General features: G+C 66.3%; 12 protein-coding genes and 1 pseudogene. 12 read left to right on the top strand and 1 reads right to left on the bottom strand.

Translation table 11 applies throughout. From position 1 onward, the window contains the following. The first annotated feature begins 15 nt into the window (after window positions 1-15). The 12 genes and pseudogenes from K3U93_RS16210 (at window position 16) to rne (ending at window position 17,010) form a co-directional block, all read left to right on the top strand. Window positions 16-1,251 carry a hypothetical protein gene (locus K3U93_RS16210; protein WP_083013027.1) on the top strand — a complete coding sequence of 412 codons (1,236 nt, stop codon included), beginning with the start codon at window positions 16-18 and terminating at the stop codon, window positions 1,249-1,251. A gap of 1,155 nt (window positions 1,252-2,406) precedes the next feature. Beyond that, window positions 2,407-3,042: pseudogene (locus tag K3U93_RS25710) on the top strand (PGRS repeat-containing protein); the annotation flags it as partial. Between the two features lie 264 nt (window positions 3,043-3,306). Next, window positions 3,307-4,407 carry a hypothetical protein gene (locus K3U93_RS16200; protein WP_139797243.1) on the top strand — a complete coding sequence of 367 codons (1,101 nt, stop codon included), beginning with the start codon at window positions 3,307-3,309 and terminating at the stop codon, window positions 4,405-4,407. A 1,024-nt stretch (window positions 4,408-5,431) separates the two neighbouring features. Continuing rightward, window positions 5,432-5,971, top strand: coding sequence for a transglycosylase family protein (locus K3U93_RS16195; protein WP_220688547.1), 540 nt, complete (start codon window positions 5,432-5,434; stop codon window positions 5,969-5,971). Window positions 5,972-6,102: 131 nt separating this feature from the next. Further along, window positions 6,103-7,359, top strand: a complete 1,257-nt coding sequence (locus tag K3U93_RS16190; RefSeq protein WP_083012757.1) for a saccharopine dehydrogenase family protein — start codon at window positions 6,103-6,105, stop codon at window positions 7,357-7,359. 153 nt (window positions 7,360-7,512) lie between these two features. Next, a complete protein-coding gene (locus K3U93_RS16185) occupies window positions 7,513-8,091 on the top strand; it encodes a DUF937 domain-containing protein (RefSeq protein ID WP_083012786.1) in 579 nt (192 codons plus the stop codon). Between the two features lie 173 nt (window positions 8,092-8,264). Continuing rightward, window positions 8,265-8,861 (top strand): LysM peptidoglycan-binding domain-containing protein, encoded by a 597-nt coding sequence (locus tag K3U93_RS16180; RefSeq protein ID WP_071513356.1) that lies wholly within the window; start codon window positions 8,265-8,267, stop codon window positions 8,859-8,861. A gap of 90 nt (window positions 8,862-8,951) precedes the next feature. Beyond that, window positions 8,952-11,609, top strand: a complete 2,658-nt coding sequence (locus K3U93_RS16175) for a valine--tRNA ligase (protein ID WP_083012760.1) — start codon at window positions 8,952-8,954, stop codon at window positions 11,607-11,609. Continuing rightward, window positions 11,606-13,024, top strand: coding sequence for a bifunctional tetrahydrofolate synthase/dihydrofolate synthase (folC, locus tag K3U93_RS16170; RefSeq protein ID WP_083012762.1), 1,419 nt, complete (start codon window positions 11,606-11,608; stop codon window positions 13,022-13,024). The genes K3U93_RS16175 and folC overlap by 4 nt, the downstream gene beginning before the upstream one ends. Further along, the gene (locus K3U93_RS16165) at window positions 13,021-13,371 is read left to right on the top strand and encodes a DUF4233 domain-containing protein (RefSeq protein WP_071513353.1); all 351 of its coding nucleotides are present in this window, start codon (window positions 13,021-13,023) and stop codon (window positions 13,369-13,371) included. The genes folC and K3U93_RS16165 overlap by 4 nt, the downstream gene beginning before the upstream one ends. 44 nt (window positions 13,372-13,415) lie before the next feature. After that, window positions 13,416-13,826: a nucleoside-diphosphate kinase gene (gene ndk / locus K3U93_RS16160; RefSeq protein ID WP_083012765.1), complete on the top strand. Its 411-nt coding sequence runs from the start codon at window positions 13,416-13,418 to the stop codon at window positions 13,824-13,826. Between the two features lie 331 nt (window positions 13,827-14,157). Further along, window positions 14,158-17,010, top strand: a complete 2,853-nt coding sequence (gene rne / locus K3U93_RS16155; RefSeq protein WP_083012768.1) for a ribonuclease E — start codon at window positions 14,158-14,160, stop codon at window positions 17,008-17,010. A 145-nt stretch (window positions 17,011-17,155) separates the two neighbouring features. Here rne and K3U93_RS16150 read toward each other — a convergent pair whose 3' ends face one another. After that, on the bottom strand, window positions 17,156-17,416 hold the full coding sequence (locus K3U93_RS16150) for a helix-turn-helix domain-containing protein (RefSeq protein WP_230981330.1): 261 nt from the start codon (window positions 17,414-17,416) through the stop codon (window positions 17,156-17,158). Window positions 17,417-17,454 lie beyond the last annotated feature (38 nt).

Raw genomic sequence — 17,454 nt, 5'->3', positions numbered from 1 at the left:
AAAGGAACTCAGCGCATGCAACAGCTAGCAGCCCTCCGGCCCTTAGTTACCGCGGGTGCCGCGGCGGTAGGTGCCAGCGTGATCGCCCTAACGCCGGCGATCTCCAACGATCTCGCAGCCGACCTGCAGCACAGCGCTGCCGCTCTCCAGCAGCGCGCGGTGGAGTTGACCGATTACGTCGCCAACCCCATCCAAACCTGGATCGACACGTTCGAGGCGGCGGGCATCAACCTCCAGTCGCTCGTCGCGCAATTTCAACAGCATCCGTTTCCGGTGCCGCAACAGTTAGCCGCCAACTTTTTGCAGTACGGAGTCCAATATGTGAAGCCGTTCACAACGGTCACATCCAGCGCTGTCAGTTACTATCTCGGGACTGGTACGGGCGATTTCGTGCCGACACTGCAAACCGCGGCGGCGGCGGCAGCAGCGGGCAATATCTCGACCGCAGTGACCGATGTGTACGACGCCGTGTACGGAAGCCCGATAATATCGTTCGGAGAGCCACTCGAAACGATTCCGCAGATCCTTAACCCGATCACGCAGAATCTCGCGAACACGAGTGATTATCTGACGACCACTGCTCTGACGAATGTCGGTTTAGTAGCTACTATTACACTCCCCGTCCTGTTGAAGCAGACGCTCGGTACGAGCCTGCAAAATGTTTACAATTCATTCGCGGCCGGGGATCCGGCGGGAGGATTGATCAACGCGGTTGATATCCCTGGGGAACTGACAAATGCGTTCCTCAACGGAAAGCTGGCAGCAAACGGCACCTACGGCGGCGGCCTGCTTAGTGACGGCGCAAGTGGCATTTTCAAGACGATTGGAATAACGACCGCCCAGGGGCTTGCTGAAAAAATCGTCGCTCCCAACGCCCAGAACATCATGACCGGCGGCAGTCTGTCGTATGCCTTGGGGTACCTCCTGAACCTGGTGACCAATGGCAGTCCAAACACGTTACCGGTGATCCCTGGCTTTCCCACCCCGCAGACCATCGTCGATAATCTGGTGAATTTGTTGCAATATCTTTTCGCCAACCCGGGTGCGGCGGCCGCGGCCACCTCGCCGGCAGCTGGCAGTATCGTGGGTGCCTTCAATCCGGCCGACGTCCTCAACGGCGGCAGCGCTATGGCTAGTCTGGCGGCCGAGCTGCCCGGCCTGTCGGCTGATGTCGGCAATATTGCGGGTCACCTGGGTGCTGATCTTGCGTCGGTGCTGCCGGGGATGATCTTGAGCGTTTTGCATTTCTGAGTCTCATTGCTCTAAGTCCGGCGGCGGTCACCGATGCTGCGAGCCGGTGATCTGCTAACGGCGATCGGCCCCCTTTTCTTCAGAAGGGGGCCGATCGTTTATGGGTGGGCTTGTCCCGGCGCCTCTACCCAGGCGTAGGGGCGCATCGGTGAGCCAGTAGACGCCGCCGACACGGCGCTGCGTGAACCAAACATTTCCATCGTCAGCATGCGCACTAAAAGTCCGAAGTCGGGACTTGATTATGAATCTGGGGGATCTGGCTCGGGTACGGGTCGGGTAATTCTTGTAACGGGGTCGATGTCAGATAATAATTTCGCTCTCATTGCGGCCGGGTTTTGCTGTCAATACCTCTCGTGGGGGCTTATTTCTTATTGTGTTGCCGCGATTTTGTCAATGTAATTCTCAGCTATGTTTTTGATCCATCGTCACCGTTGTCGGTCAAGGGAAGGCTCGCAAATGAAACGCAAACACCACCGCATGCGGCGAAACCGCCGGTTACACCACGCCCAGACCCGCAACCGCCGCCGCGTGATCGGCATGGGCACGACCGCTAGCGCATTTTTGACCGCCGCAATGACCCCCCTCGCCGCCGCACCTGCGGCCCGTGCCGGGGTGCTCGACATGATCATCGACCCCCTCCTCCAGCCGGTAATCTCCGCTGCTAGCCAAGCTGCCCTTGAGGGCATTAATGCGGGCACCGCAGCTCTGGAGGGTGTTACCGCGGGCACCGCGGCCGCTGTGGATGGCCTGAGCGCGGGTGCGAGTGCGGCTGCTTTCGACGGTATTCATACGGCCGCGCTCGAGGGCATTACTAATAGCATTAATGCCAGCGTCGCCGCCTTTAATGCCGGCGCACTAAACAGTGCCTTCGAGGGTGTGCATGCCAGTGCTGCGGCCGTCGATCTTGGTGGTTTTAGTGCTGCTGTCTCTGCTGCGGAGTCTCCTCGAGCTGCGCTGAACCAGCTCGTGTACGGGGTGTTCGACGACTTCTATAACGGGATTCACGGGGCTGGTGAGGCATGGATTGCCAGCCCAACCGGCCAATCCGTGGACGGGGTAATCAACGCGCCGTTTGTCGCCCTGTTCGGGCGCGATCTGATCGGCAATGGCGTCAACGGTTTCACCGGTGCCAACACCTCGCCGATCGGCGGCATCGGGGCCAATGGCAGCCTGGCCGATGGCGGGTTCCTGTTCGGCGACGGCGGGACCGGGGCGGCCGGCACCGCCGCTCATCCCGCCGGTTATGCCGGAGGGGCCGCTGGGTTGATCGGCAACGGCGGCGCCGGTGGTGCCGGTTTCAATGCCGCCGCCCTCCACGACGCCGGCGGTGCCGGCGGTGCCGGCGGTGCCGGCGGCATCCTAATGGGTAACGGCGGTGCCGGCGGTGCCGGTGGTGGTCTCAACGGTAGACCGGCGGGCGGTGTCGGTGGTGCCGGCGGTAACGCCGGCATCCTGTTCGGGAACGGCGGCGCCGGGGGCGCCGGGGGCGCTAGCAACCCCGCCGGTGGTTACGGCGGTGCCGGCGGTGCCGGCGGTAACGCCGCCTGGTTGGTCGGGAACGGGGGCAACGGTGGTTCTGCCCCCAACAACATCTACGGCCCCGGCATCTACTCTTCTGGCCGCGCGGGTGGTGCTGGCGGTTTGGGCGGGTTGCTGGCCGGTAACGGCGGTAATGGGGGCAACGGCGGTAACGCCACCATCGCCCCCGGCTACAGCTACAGGGGCGGTGCCGGTGGTGTCGGCGGCCTCGCCGGGATCCTCGGCCAGATCGGTGCGGCCGGCATACCTGGCGCGTCTTACGGCTTCTAAGTACCCCCTGTGAACGTAGTGGGCCTCTGCATGCCCACGACTACCTAGACCACACACAGCAAAGGAACAACACCCATGCACCAGCGAACAGCCCTCCGACCCCTCGTCACCGCGGGTGCCGCGGCACTAGGCGCCAGCCTGATCGCCCTCACACCCGCAGTCTCCAACGACGCAGCCTCCGACCTCCAGCGCAGTGTCACCGCTGCTCAGCACCGCGCGGTCGAGCTGCTGAGCAGCGACCCCGGGGTGGTCAACCCGATCCAAACCTGGATCGACGTCTTCCAGCAAGCGGGCGCCAACCTGCAGGAGATCGGGAGCAACATGAGCACCGGGGGCACGATTTTCTTCCCGCTCGCCCAGCAGCTGGCCGCGAACTGGATCACGTACGCGAGCATCTACACCGGCTACTACCAACCTGGCACCAACTTCGGGAACAATGGGTACCAGGGCGCCATCGGCGACGCGTACCAGTATTTCACTAGTCTCACTGGTCTTTACAATTGGCTTACCCAGGCTGTCACGTACCTTCAGCACGGTGACTTCGTCGACGGCATCAGCTACCTGTACAACGCGCTCTGGGACGAACCGGTTTCGAATATTTTCCAGCCGATGGAATCCATCCCGACGATCCTCGCCTACATGTCGACCAACTTCAACGCCCTGGTAAACCTCGCTATCAACGAACCGGGCCTCCAAAGTCATTCGATGGTGTCAATGCTGGGTGCCTTTTTTGCCGTAGGCGTGGGCCAGAGCCTCTCGAACGCCCTTGGCGAAGGTCTTCAGAATACTTACGACGGCTTCGCCGCTGGAGACCTGCCGGCGGGGGTGTCCCAGTTGCTCAATATCCCGGGGCTACTCGCGGGGGCAGTCCTCAATGGACAATGCCCCTGTAGCATCGGTGGCACCGGTATCCTCAGTCCCACCAGCAGTTTGATAGCACCTGGCCTGCTGAACACGATGGTGGCCTGGATCCCCCAGACACTCGCATCAGACATAGTGGTTAACAATCAGGTGCCAGGCACGATAATCACACCCAGCATTTTGGAGGGTGGCAGTCTGGCTAATGCGTTCTCGCAGCTGGCGAGCCAGGTGACCACCGGTTGGCCGACCCCGAATATGTGGGTCGACGGCCTCATCAACATCTTCCAGAGCTACCTTGAGTTCTTCGGCGGCGGGGGTGGCCTGGGTGGCGCGGCCTCGGCTGCGGCGGCCGATGTCGCTGGGATTGCCCCGTCGGTGGCGACTGAGATTAGCGGCATAGCCCCGTCGATTGCGACCAACATCGCCGGGACGCTGGCACCCGAGCTCGGGAGACTGGCGGTCAACGTGCTCACCTCGCTGTTCTGAGTTCTGCTGCTTTGAGTCCGGCAGCGGTCGCCGATGCTGCGAGCCGGTGACCTGCTAACGGCGATCGGCCCCTTTCTCAAGAAGGGGGCCGATCGTTTAATTGGTTGGCGTGTTGACACACCTCTACTCTTTGAGCCACATGGGTCTGTTTTAACCGTGGTAGCACGCGGCGTGGGAGCTGACAGTTGGATAGCTCGCGTGTTGACCGGCGGTGTTTCTGATGGCCAAGATCGTGTCGGGTGAGGGCGGTCGTTAGCTCGTCTGCCCACATCCCTTCGCGGGCTTGCCCGGCAGCCGCGGGACGCCATCACCGCGTTGAGCGATTGAAAGTTATTGGGGTAAAGGCCAATTCGATGTAACTGTTCTCGGTATCGTTGTCACGTAGTCCAAAAACGGGATGACATGTATCGGCGGGAGATACGAAAGATATTGTCGCGCTTAGCATTTCGGTCAAATCTACTATTTTTCGTTTTGCCCGGGGCGCGTCGGCTGTCGATGGGTGTTGCTTGCCTACACCGCCCCGGCTTGCCATCCGGTCGATCTGGTCGAGTGCTGGCCGTGACGGGCAGGCAACGGTCGCAAATATGTGTGCAGGCTCACAATATTGGCGTGATTCGGCTCACGATTTGGCCGCGACCACGATGGATGAGCGCGCGCCGAAAAGGCCGGGTTAACGTGCAAAAAGCGCTCCGCGATCGTGCTGTGATCGGCTCGTGATCGAAACGAGATATCCACTTTCCGGAGATGACGAATGCGGTCTCGTTTCGTACGGTCCCTGTTAGCCCGAAACGGGTTAACGAAAAGTAATCGAAAATTGAATCTACGGACCCGCGTGCGAGCGGGGCTGCGGGCGGCGACAGTCGCGCCGCGGCCGGTGGGTGGTACCCCGCCGGGCAGATGAGGCCCACCGCTGTCGTGCCCGAACGAGACGGCACGTCCCAGAGCACCCATTCCGCATCAACCAAGCAACTTCAGCCCACGCCCGTGGGCTTGCTTTGGCGCGCGCACCGCGAAAGGAAGGAATTTGAAGAACGTCCGCAAGACGCTCATGGTTGCCGCGATCGCGGGCACGCTGGTGACGGTGCCATCCGCGACTGCCAACGCCGAGCCGATGGGCTTTGATCCGAACGTTCCTCCCGCCGAGGCCGCGCCGCCACCGCCGCCTCCGGCTCCCGACGCCCCGCCGCCTCCGGCTCCGGTGGGCTTTGATCCGAACGTTCCGCCGCCCCCGGATGCCCCGCCGCCGCCACCGCCCCCGGATGCTCCGCCACCGCCGCCGGACGCTCCGCCGCCCCTGGACGCGCCTCCGCCTCCGCCTCCTGTTCACCAGGCGTACAGCGTGAACTGGGATGCCATCGCGCAGTGCGAGTCGGGTGGCAACTGGGGGATCAACACCGGTAACGGCTACTCCGGCGGCCTGCAGTTCACGTCGGGCACCTGGCACGCCAACGGTGGCTCGGGTTCCCCGGCCAGCGCGAGCCGTGAGGAGCAGATCCGGGTGGCCGAGAACGTGCTGCACACGCAGGGCATCGGTGCTTGGCCGGTCTGCGGTCGGCGCGGCTGATCGCCGGGCGCGGGCGGGCCTGACGGCCGTCGTAACTAATAGAGAATGCCGGGCCTCGTGCCCGGCATTCTCTATTGGCGGGGTTTTCGGCGGGCGGAACTGCCCGGCATCCGTCCGGTAGCGTCGGCCCAGTGACCGCATCGCCGCGCGAATTCGACATCGTGTTGTACGGGGCGACCGGCTTCGTGGGGAAGCTGACCGCCGAATACCTGGCGCACGCCGCAGCGGGCGCGCGGATCGCGTTGGCCGGCAGATCGGCGGACCGGTTGAGCGCCGTGCGCGAGACCCTGGGCGAGTCCGCGCGGTCCTGGCCAGTTCTGACTGCCGATGCCGCGGCGCCGTCGACGCTGAACGAGATGGCCACCCGGACACAGGTCGTCGTCACCACGGTCGGGCCCTACACCCGCTACGGGTTGCCGTTGGTCGCCGCGTGCGCCGCGGCCGGCACCGATTACGCCGACCTGACCGGTGAGGCGATGTTTGTTCGCGACAGCATCGACCTGTACCACAAGCAGGCCGCCGACACCGGCGCGCGCATCGTGCATGCCTGCGGATTCGATTCCGTCCCTTCGGATCTGAGCGTGTATGCGCTCTACCGGGCGGCTCGGGAGGACGGCGCCAGCGAACTCGGCGACACCGACCTCGTGGTGCGCTCCTTCTCCGGCGGGCTGTCCGGCGGCACCATCGCGTCGATGCTCGAAGTTTTGGACACCGCCTCGAGCAACCCCGACGCGCGCCGCCAACTCGCCGACCCGTACACGCTCAGCACCGACCGCGGCGCCGAACCCGAGCTCGGCCCGCAGCCCGATCTGCCGCGGCGTCGTGGTCGTCAGATCGCGCCGGAACTGTCCGGTGTGTGGACGGCGGGGTTCGTGATGGCGCCCTATAACACCCGAATCGTGCGCCGCAGCAACGCCTTACTGGACTGGGCCTACGGCCGCCGGTTCCGCTACAGCGAAAACATGAGCGTCGGCTCGTCGGCTCTCGCGCCGGTGGCATCGGCCGTCGTCGCCGGCGTCGGTAACGCGATGTTCGGATTGGGCAGCCGGTACTTCCGGCTGCTGCCCCGTGGGCTGGTGGAACGCGTCGTGCCCAAGCCAGGCACGGGCCCGAGCGCGGCGGCTCGGGAGCGCGGTTACTACCGGATCGAGACCTACACCACCACGGCCACCGGCGCCCGCTATGTGGCGCGGATCGAGCAGCAAGGGGACCCCGGCTACAAGGCGACCTCGGTGCTGTTGGGCGAGTGTGGAATGGCGCTCGCGCTGGACCGCGACAAGCTCTCCGATCTGCGTGGCGTGCTGACTCCTGCGGCGGCGATGGGCGACGCGTTGCTGGCGCGGTTCCCGGCCGCGGGAGTGTCACTGCGAACCGAGCGGCTGAGTTGACCCGGAATCCATCCTGATCGGGGCCGGTCCGAGGGGCCAGCATACTATCGGGCACCAAATCCTTCGTGTGCCAAGGCTGTTGGTCGCTGTCGCATGCGGCTAGTGTCGTAACCGGCGTGGCTCTACATCCCAGGAACGAAGGTGGACACACTGATGGCCGGTCTCGACGATCTGTACAGCCAGATTCCCACGTCTGAAATCGCAACCAAGCTCGGCGCCGACGAAGGCGACGTCGAAAACGCCGTTCGCACGCTGGTGCCGGCGCTGCTCGGCGGACTGGAGCAAAACTCGCAGGATCCCGAGCACGCAAGCAGGATCGAATCCATCGCGAGCAGTCACGCCGCGCGTGGCCTGCTCGACGTTGGTGGCGGCACGGCACAAGGTGGCGACGGGCACGAGGCGATCGCGGCACTTTTCGGCGGTAACGATGCCGACCAGGTCGCCTCGGCGCTGGCCGATAGCGGCGCGGGCAACCGTGATCTGCTCAAGCAGTTGCTGCCGGTGGTGCTGCCAATCGTGCTGGCATACATCGGAAAACAGCTCGGCCCCGGCGGCCGGAGCGGCGCGCCGGAGAAAGAAGCCGCCGGTGGCGGCCTGGGTGGCGTTCTGGGCGGCATCCTCGCCGGCGGCTCCGGCGACAAATCCCTTGGCGGCATCCTCGGCAATGTGTTGGGCGGCAAGGGAGGGGCACTCGGCGATATCCTCGGCGGCCTGCTCGGCGGAAAGAAGTAGCGCGGCGGTTATCCGGATTGTCCGGATTGTTCACGGGCAGTTTCCGGATGGTTTCGATTGCGTCGAATTCAAGGGTGCCCAAGACCAACCAAGATGAGTAGGTTCGTTGTTATCGGACACGGAAATACGTCCGACCCCAGTCGGCCGGGCGGCGATGGCGAGAGGGGAATGCCGTGGCGGACACGCTCACCGAAGGACAAAAGCTGGTGCGGGGCGAATCGCTCACCTCGAACAACGGTGCCTATACCTTGACTTTGCAAGACGACGGCAACCTGGTGCTGGCGTCCCGCGGCCAGGCTATCTGGGCCACGTCGACCAACGGCCAGGATGTGGTGCGCGCCGAAGTGCAACCCGATGGCAACTTCGTCCTCTACACGGCGGACAAGCCGGTGTGGCACAGCGACACGAAGGGCAAGAAGGGCGTCAAACTCGTGCTGCAGGACGATCGCAACCTGGTGCTGTACGCCGCCGATGGACCGGCGTGGTCGACCAAGACCGAGACCGCCGAGGCCCCGCCGCCGGCGCCCGCCGCCGAGGAGTCCCAGCCGGAAGCCGCCGCCGAACCGGACGCGGAACCCGTCGCGGAAGCAGCTCCTGACTCCGAGCCGGAACCCGCCGCGCGCACCTACACCGTCGTCTCGGGCGACAGCCTGTGGGCCATCGCGGAGCGCTTCTACGGCGACGGCAGCAAGTACCAGGTGATCGCCGAAGCCAGCGGAATCCCCAACCCGGACCTGATCCAGCCCGGCCAAGTGCTCACCATTCCCTGATCGTTGGGGAGGGCGTAAGCGGTCGAATCCGCGTGACCCGCGGGTTCGGCCGCTTACGCGCGCGCACATGCGTCTCCCTAGAATTGACCGGTGACCGCCAGCCGCAGCTCCGCCGCCGACCTGCCCAAGTCGTGGGATCCCGGCGCGGCCGAAAGCGCGATCTACCAGAAGTGGCTGGATGCCGGCTACTTCACGGCGGACCCCGCCAGCGCCAAACCGGCGTACTCGATCGTGTTGCCGCCGCCGAACGTGACCGGCAGCCTGCACATGGGCCACGCGCTGGAACACACCATGATGGACGCCCTGACCCGCCGCAAGCGCATGCAGGGTTACGAGGTGCTGTGGCAGCCGGGCATGGACCATGCGGGCATCGCGACGCAGAGCGTGGTGGAACGCCAGCTCGCGGTCGACGGCAAGACCAAGGAGGACTTCGGCCGGGAGCTGTTTACCGAGAAGGTCTGGGAGTGGAAGCGTGAGTCCGGCGGTGCCATCGGTGAACAGATGCGCCGGCTCGGCGACGGCGTGGACTGGAGCCGCGACCGGTTCACCATGGACGAGGGCCTGTCGCGGGCGGTGCGAACCATCTTCAAGCGCCTCTACGACGCGGGGCTGATCTACCGGGCCGAGCGGCTGGTCAACTGGTCGCCGGTTCTTCAGACGGCGATCTCGGACCTCGAGGTGAACTACCTTGACGTCGACGGCGAGCTGGTGTCGTTCCGGTATGGCTCGCTGGACGACTCGCAACCCCACATCGTGGTCGCCACCACGCGGGTCGAGACGATGTTGGGCGACACCGCGATCGCGGTGCATCCCGACGACGAGCGCTACCGCCACCTGGTCGGCACCAGCCTGCCGCACCCTTTCGTGGACCGGCAGCTCGTCGTCGTCGCCGACGAGCACGTGGACCCCGAATTCGGCACCGGCGCCGTCAAGGTCACGCCCGCGCACGACCCGAACGACTTCGAGATCGGGCTGCGGCACCGGCTGCCGATGATCTCGATCCTGGACACCACGGGCCGGATCGCCGACACCGGAACGCAATTCGACGGCATGGACCGTTTCGAGGCCCGGGTCGCGGTGCGCGAAGCCCTGGCGGCGCAGGGCCGCATCGTCGAGGAGAAGCGCCCTTATCTGCACAGCGTCGGGCATTCGGAGCGCAGCGGCGAGCCGATCGAGCCGCGGCTGTCGCTGCAATGGTGGGTCCGAGTGGAATCGCTGGCCAAGGCCGCCGGCGACGCCGTTCGCAACGGGGACACCGTGATTCACCCCGCCAGCCTGGAACCGCGCTGGTTCGCCTGGGTCGACGACATGCACGACTGGTGCATCTCGCGGCAACTGTGGTGGGGCCACCGCATCCCGGTCTGGTACGGGCCCGGCGGCGAGCAGGTGTGCGTCGGCCCGGACGAAACGCCGCCCGAGGGCTGGGAGCAGGACCCCGACGTGCTGGACACCTGGTTCTCGTCGGCGCTGTGGCCGTTCTCCACGCTCGGCTGGCCGTCACAGACCCCGGAGCTGGAAAAGTTCTATCCGACAAGCGTTCTTGTCACCGGCTACGACATCCTGTTCTTCTGGGTCGCGCGGATGATGATGTTCGGCACCTTCGTCGGCGGAGACGACGCCATCACGCTCGGCGGCCGCCGCGGCCCGCAGGTGCCGTTCACCGACGTCTTCCTGCACGGGCTGATCCGGGACGAGTCCGGCCGCAAGATGAGCAAGTCCAAGGGCAACGTCATCGACCCCCTGGACTGGGTGGAGAAGTTCGGGGCCGACGCCCTGCGGTTCACGCTGGCCCGCGGCGCCAGCCCCGGCGGCGACCTGTCCATCGGTGAGGATCACGTCCGGGCATCGCGCAACTTCGGTACCAAGCTGTTCAACGCCACGCGCTACGCGTTGCTCAATGGCGCTGCCCTGGCGCCGTTACCGTCGCACGACCAGCTGACCGACGCCGATCGCTGGATCCTGGGACGGCTGGAAGAGGTTCGCGCCGAAGTCGATTCGGCCTTCGACGGCTACGAGTTCAGCCGGGCCTGCGAGGCGCTCTACCACTTCACGTGGGACGAATTCTGCGACTGGTACGTCGAACTGGCCAAGACGCAACTAGCCGAAGGGCTCACGCACACGACCGCCGTGCTGGCCGCGGTGCTCGACACGCTGCTGCGGCTGCTGCACCCGGTGATCCCGTTCCTCACCGAGGCGCTGTGGCAGGCACTAACCGGGCGAGAGTCGCTGGTGATCGCCGACTGGCCAAAGCCGTCGGGCATCACCCTGGATCTGGTTGCCACGCAACGCATTACCGACATGCAAAAACTGGTGACCGAGGTCCGCCGGTTTCGTAGCGATCAGGGTCTGGCCGACCGGCAGAAAGTGCCGGCCCGGTTGGCCGGCGTCGAGGATTCGGATCTGGGCGGCCAGGTAAGTGCGGTGACATCGCTGGCGTGGCTCACCGCGCCCGGTCCGGGTTTTCGCCCGTCGGTGTCATTGGAGGTTCGGCTGGGCCCCAACCTGGACCGCGCCGTCGTCGTCGAACTCGACACCTCGGGCACCCTCGACGTCGCCGCCGAGCGCCGCCGCCTGGAAAAGGATCTGGCGGTCGCGCAGAAGGAATTGGCTTCCACCGCAGCCAAATTGGCCAACGCGGACTTTTTGGCCAAGGCCCCCGAACACGTCGTCGGCAAGATCCGCGACCGCCAGCGCGTGGCCCAGGAGGAAACCGACCGAATCAACGCGAGGCTGGCCGGGCTGCAATGACAGAGCCGCCCGAGCGGGGACCGGATCCCACCCCGGACGAGATCGCGTCGCTGCTGCAGGTCGAACACCTGCTGGATCAACGCTGGCCCGAGACCAAAATCGAGCCGAGCCTGACCCGGATCAGCGCCCTGATGGACCTGCTGGGCTCGCCGCAACTCGGCTACCCGTCGATCCACATCGCGGGCACCAACGGCAAGACGTCGGTCGCGCGGATGGTCGACGCGCTGGTGACCGCGCTGCACCGGCGCACCGGCCGAACCACCAGCCCGCACCTGCAATCGGCGGTCGAACGGATCGCGATCGACGGACACCCGATCAGCCCGGCGCAGTACGTGGCGACGTACCGGGAGATCGAGCCGTTCGTGCAGATGGTCGACGCGCAGTCGGAAGCCGGCGGCGGCCCGAAGATGAGCAAATTCGAGGTCCTCACCGCGATGGCGTTCGCCGCGTTCGCCGACGCGCCCGTCGACGTCGCGGTGGTCGAGGTCGGCCTGGGCGGTCGGTGGGACGCCACCAACGTGATCAGCGCGCCGGTCGCGGTCATCACCCCAATCGGCATCGACCACGTCGAGTATCTCGGCGACGACATCGCCGGGATCGCCGGTGAGAAGGCCGGCATCATCAACAAGGCCGCCGACGGCGCGCCGGACACCGTCGCCGTCATCGCGCGCCAGGTGCCGGAGGCGATGGAGGTGCTGCTGGCCCAATCGGTGCGCGCCGACGCCGCGGTGGCCCGGGAGGACTCCGAGTTCGCGGTGTTGGGCCGCCGGGTCGCGATCGGCGGACAGGTCCTGCAGCTGCAAGGCCTCGGCGGGGTGTACTCCGACGTCTACCTGCCGCTGCACGGCGAACACCAGGCGCACAACGCGGCGGTGGCGCTCGCGGCGGTCGAGGCCTTCTTCGGCGCCGGTGCGCAGCGCCAGCTCGACGTCGAGGCGGTCCGGTCCGGTTTCGCCGCCGTCACCAGCCCCGGCCGGCTGGAGCGCATGCGCAGCACACCCACGGTGTTCATCGACGCCGCGCACAATCCGGCCGGGGCGGCCGCCCTGGCGCAGACACTCGCCGGCGAATTCGACTTTCGGTTCCTGGTCGGGGTGCTCAGCGTCATGGCCGACAAGGACACCGACGGCATCCTCGCCGCGCTGGAGCCGGTGTTCGATGTCGTCGTCGTCACCCACAACGGTTCGCCGCGGGCGCTGGACGTCGAGGCGCTGGCGCTGGCGGCGCGGGACCGGTTCGGACCCGACCGGGTGACCACCGCCGAGAACCTGCGCGACGCCATCGACGTCGCGACCGCGCTGGTCGACGACGCCGCCGCTGAAGAGGAGGCATTTTCAGGCACGGGGATCGTCGTCACCGGCTCGGTGGTCACCGCCGGGGCGGCACGGACCCTGTTCGGTCGTGATCCACAATGACGGACCAAAGCCCCGCTGACCCGTGGAAGGGCTTCGGCGCCGTGATGGCGGCGACGCTGATCCTGGAGGCGATCGTCGTGCTGCTGGCGATACCGGTGGTGGGCGCGGTTGGCGGCGGCCTTACCGCCGCATCGCTGGGCTACCTGATCGGCCTGGCCGCGGCGCTGATCCTGCTGGCCGGGCTGCAGCGCAGGCCCTGGGCGATCTGGGTGAACTTGGCCGCACAGGCCGTCGTGCTCGCGGGCTTCGCCGTGTATCCGGGGGTGGGATTCATCGGGGTGCTGTTCACGGGATTGTGGGCGTTGATCGCCTATTTCCGCGCCGAGGTCCGGCGGCGGCAGCGGTAGCGGCTGGAACACGCCGGCCGAGGTGGTTCTGTACGCTGTCGGCCGTGAGCGAACGGACCCTGGTGCTGATCAAGCCGGATGCCGTTGAGCGGCACCTGATAGGCGAGATCATCGGCCGCATCGAGCGAAAAGGCTTAACCGTCGCGGCGCTGGAGTTCCGGCACGTCAGCGAAGAACTGGCCAGGCAGCATTACGCCGAACATGAAGGCAAGCCATTCTTCGGATCGTTGCTGAAGTTCATCACCTCGGGGCCCTTGGTCGCGGCAATCGTGGAGGGACCGCGCGCGATCGCGGCGTTTCGGCAGCTCGCCGGCGCCACCGACCCGGTGGAGCAGGCCACACCCGGCACGATTCGGGGCGATTTGGGGCTGGAGACGCAGTTCAACCTGGTGCACGGGTCCGATTCGGCCGATTCGGCGAAGCGCGAGATCGCGCTCTGGTTCCCCGACATTTAACGCTGGCACGATGGGGACCGCGCCGGGCGTTTGCTCGGGCGGCCCCGGTCGGGGGCGAGTGGGCAGCTTGAGCGATGTGGGATACTGACAGCGGGTGAACGTCGCCGGACCGGCGTCAGACACCCGAATGAAGACTTAGACAAGCGCGACCATTGCCACCGGCGGTGTTGCGCCGCATGTCAGGCCGACATTCAGCACGGCGTCGAGTGGGTTCTACCTTGGGCCGCTCGGGGCGAGACCATTACAAGCCTGGGAGAAGCGACCCGGGCCCATAGCGAAGCCCTCGCGTGGCCGCGTCGAAACGACGCGCCCGGGGGCTAAAGGAGAATACGTGGTAGACGGTGCACCACCTGCAAACCCATCACAAGAGCCGACCCAGCATGAGGACCTGCCGGACCGTCTAAGGGTCCATCAGCTGGCCCGAGCACTGGGTAGCACCAACAAAGAGGTGCTGGAGGCGCTCAACGCGCTCGACGGGCGGGCGCGCAATGTGCATTCGGGCGTGGACCGTGAGGACGCGCTCCGGGTGCGTGACCTGCTCTTCGCCAAGCCCCTACAGGCCGTCCCGGCCATCGGCGGCACGGCGGTCGCCGAACTCGAGTCGCGGCCGATGCTGGAAACCGCGATCGAGCGGCCGCATTACCTGCCGCTGTTCGTCGCGCCGCAGCCGGTAGCGGCGGACGAGGACGACGGGAGCGCCGACGACCTCGTCGACTCCGAGGATGCCGACACCGACGACGACGAGCAGGCCGATCGACCGGCCAACCGGCGACGGCGCCGTGGCCGTCGCGGCCGCGGCCGCGGGCGTGGTGAACAGGGCGGACCCGACGGCCAGAACGAGGACGACGACGACGAGGCGGGGCGGCGGTCCCAAAAGCCCGCCGATGCGGACTCGTCGGAATCCGACGACGCTGACGACCAAGACACGGACGACTCCGACGACGCCGACGACTCCGACACCGGCGACGATGGTTCGTCCGACGCTGGCAGCCGCCGCCGCCGCAGGCGCCGGCGCCGCAAATCGGGGGCGAGCGACGACGGCGACGAGGCGTCGGCGCCCGACGATCCGCCGAACACGGTGGTGCACGAGCGGGCCCCGCGCAACGGCAAGAACGGTGCCGCCGACGACTCCGGGAACGGCTCCAGCAGCAGCGAGATCAAGGGCATCGACGGCTCGACCCGCCTGGAGGCCAAGCGGCAACGCCGCCGCGACGGGCGCGACGCCGGCCGGCGGCGCCCACCGGTGCTGACCGAGGCCGAGTTTCTGGCCCGCCGCGAGGCCGTCGAGCGGGTCATGGTGGTGCGCGACAGGGTCCGCACCGAGCCGCCGCACCCGGGTGCGCGCTATACCCAGATCGCGGTGCTCGAGGACGGCATCGTCGTCGAGCATTTCGTAACCTCCGCAGCCTCCGCCTCCCTGGTGGGCAACATCTACCTGGGGATCGTGCAGAACGTGCTGCCGTCGATGGAGGCGGCCTTCGTCGACATCGGTCGCGGTCGCAACGGCGTGCTCTACGCCGGAGAGGTCAACTGGGAGGCCGCGGGGCTGGGTGGGTCCGACCGCAAGATCGAACAGGCGCTCAAGCCCGGCGATTACGTCGTGGTCCAGGTCAGCAAGGACCCGGTCGGGCACAAGGGCGCGCGGCTCACCACGCAGGTGTCACTGGCGGGTCGCTACCTGGTCTATGTGCCGGGCGCGTCGTCGACCGGAATCAGCCGCAAGCTGCCCGACACCGAACGGCAACGGCTCAAGGAGATCCTGCGCGAGGTGGTGCCGTCCGACGCCGGGGTGATCATCCGCACGGCATCCGAGGGCGTCAAAGAAGGCGACATCCACAACGACGTCAACCGCCTGCAGGAGCGCTGGAAACAAATCGAGGCCAAGGCGATCGAGACCAAGGAGAAGGCCGCCGGGGCCGCGGTGACGCTCTACGAGGAGCCCGACGTATTGGTCAAGGTCATCCGCGACTTGTTCAACGAGGACTTCGCCGGCCTCATCGTCTCCGGCGACGAGGCGTGGAACACCATCAACGAGTATGTGAATTCCGTTGCGCCAGACCTACTTTCGAAGCTGACAAAGTATGAGCCCGCCACCGGGCCGGACGAGATGACCGGACCGGACGTGTTTGCGGTGCATCGCATCGACGAGCAGCTCGCCAAGGCGATGGACCGCAAGGTGTGGCTGCCGTCGGGCGGCACGCTGGTGATCGACCGGACCGAGGCGATGACGGTGATCGACGTCAACACCGGCAAGTTCACCGGCTCGGGGGGCAACCTCGAGCAGACCGTCACCAAGAACAACCTCGAGGCGGCCGAGGAGATCGTGCGCCAGCTGCGGCTGCGCGACATCGGCGGCATCGTGGTCATCGACTTCATCGACATGGTGCTGGAGTCCAACCGCGACCTGGTGTTGCGCCGGCTGACCGAGGCGCTGGCCCGCGACCGTACCCGCCATCAGGTGTCCGAGGTGACGTCCCTGGGCCTGGTGCAGCTGACCCGGAAGCGGTTGGGAACCGGGCTGATCGAAGCGTTCTCGACGACGTGCCCGAACTGCGGCGGCCGCGGGATCCTGCTGCACGCCGACCCCGTCGATTCGGTCTCGCCCAACGGGCGCAAGTCCGAGTCCGGTGGTCGCCGGGGCAGGCGATCGAAGAAGAGTCGATCCGAGGAGCCCAGCGAGAAAGGCATCGTGGCCAAGGTGCCCGCGCACGCCCCCGGCGAACACCCGATGTTCAAGGCCATGGCCGCGGGCGCTGTGGGGGCTCCGGGGGCGGCCGATCGTGGTGACGAGGAATCCGACGAGTCCGGCGAGGAAGTCACCGCCGAGATCGACAGGGAGACCGAAGAGCGGGCCGCCGATCTGGAGGACTTCGAAGATTCTGAAGACTCTGAAGACTCCGAAGGGGACTCCGAGGAAGAAGACTCCGAAGAAGACGACGAGCTCGACGACGAGGATCTCGACGACGAAGACCTTGACGACGACGATGATGATGATGACGACGAGGATCTCGACCTCGACGATGATGACGATCTGGACGTCGAGGACTCCGAGCCCGACGACGACTCCGAGGCCGAGACCGGCAGTGACGGCGCGGTGGCCGTTGCCGCCGGGTCGCCCCTGGCCCGTCCGCGCCGGCGGCGCGCGGCGGGCCGGCCGGCCGGGCCGCCGGTCCACGCAGACTGAACCACACCCGGGCGTGGCGCCCTCACCGAAGACATCGAGCGCCTCCTCGGTGAATGCCAAACGCAGGCGAAACCTACTCGGCTCACTCAGCCGGGCGATGTGAACGCCAACCAAACATGAAGTGCCTACGCGCCATCGCGCACCGTCACGCGGGAAACTTTGGCGCCAGCGCGAGCGCGATGCCGCACTCTGACAGCGCGCGCAGCGCGGTGTCGACGCTGACGGATTCTCCTCGCTCGAGGCGGGAGATGGTCATACGGGTGACGCCGATGCGGTTAGCGAGCTCATTCTGGGGAAAGCCTTTTCCTTGACGCGCGCGCCGAACGTGTTCGCCGAGTTCGCCGGTGTCGCCGGAGGAATATTCGTCCGCGGACATGGCCGGTTTGACCCTGTAGCCGCTGGTCACGTACCCTTGGACAGTTGTCGCCAGGACTTTGGCCGGCG

Origin of the sequence: Mycobacterium malmoense, assembly GCF_019645855.1 — a bacterium.
GTDB classification, from domain to species: Bacteria; Actinomycetota; Actinomycetes; order Mycobacteriales; family Mycobacteriaceae; genus Mycobacterium; species Mycobacterium malmoense.
Note: the sequence above shows the minus strand (reverse complement) of the source record. Positions and strands in the feature narration are given on the sequence as shown.

Excerpts from the sequence above, each read along its gene's own strand:
- K3U93_RS16210 (WP_083013027.1), top strand. The coding sequence starts at position 16 with ATGCAACAGCTAGCAGCCCTCCGGCCCTTAGTTACCGCGGGTGCCGCG.
- K3U93_RS16185 (WP_083012786.1), top strand. The coding sequence starts at position 7,513 with ATGGCCGGTCTCGACGATCTGTACAGCCAGATTCCCACGTCTGAAATC.
- folC (WP_083012762.1), top strand. The coding sequence starts at position 11,606 with ATGACAGAGCCGCCCGAGCGGGGACCGGATCCCACCCCGGACGAGATC.
- K3U93_RS16165 (WP_071513353.1), top strand. The coding sequence starts at position 13,021 with ATGACGGACCAAAGCCCCGCTGACCCGTGGAAGGGCTTCGGCGCCGTG.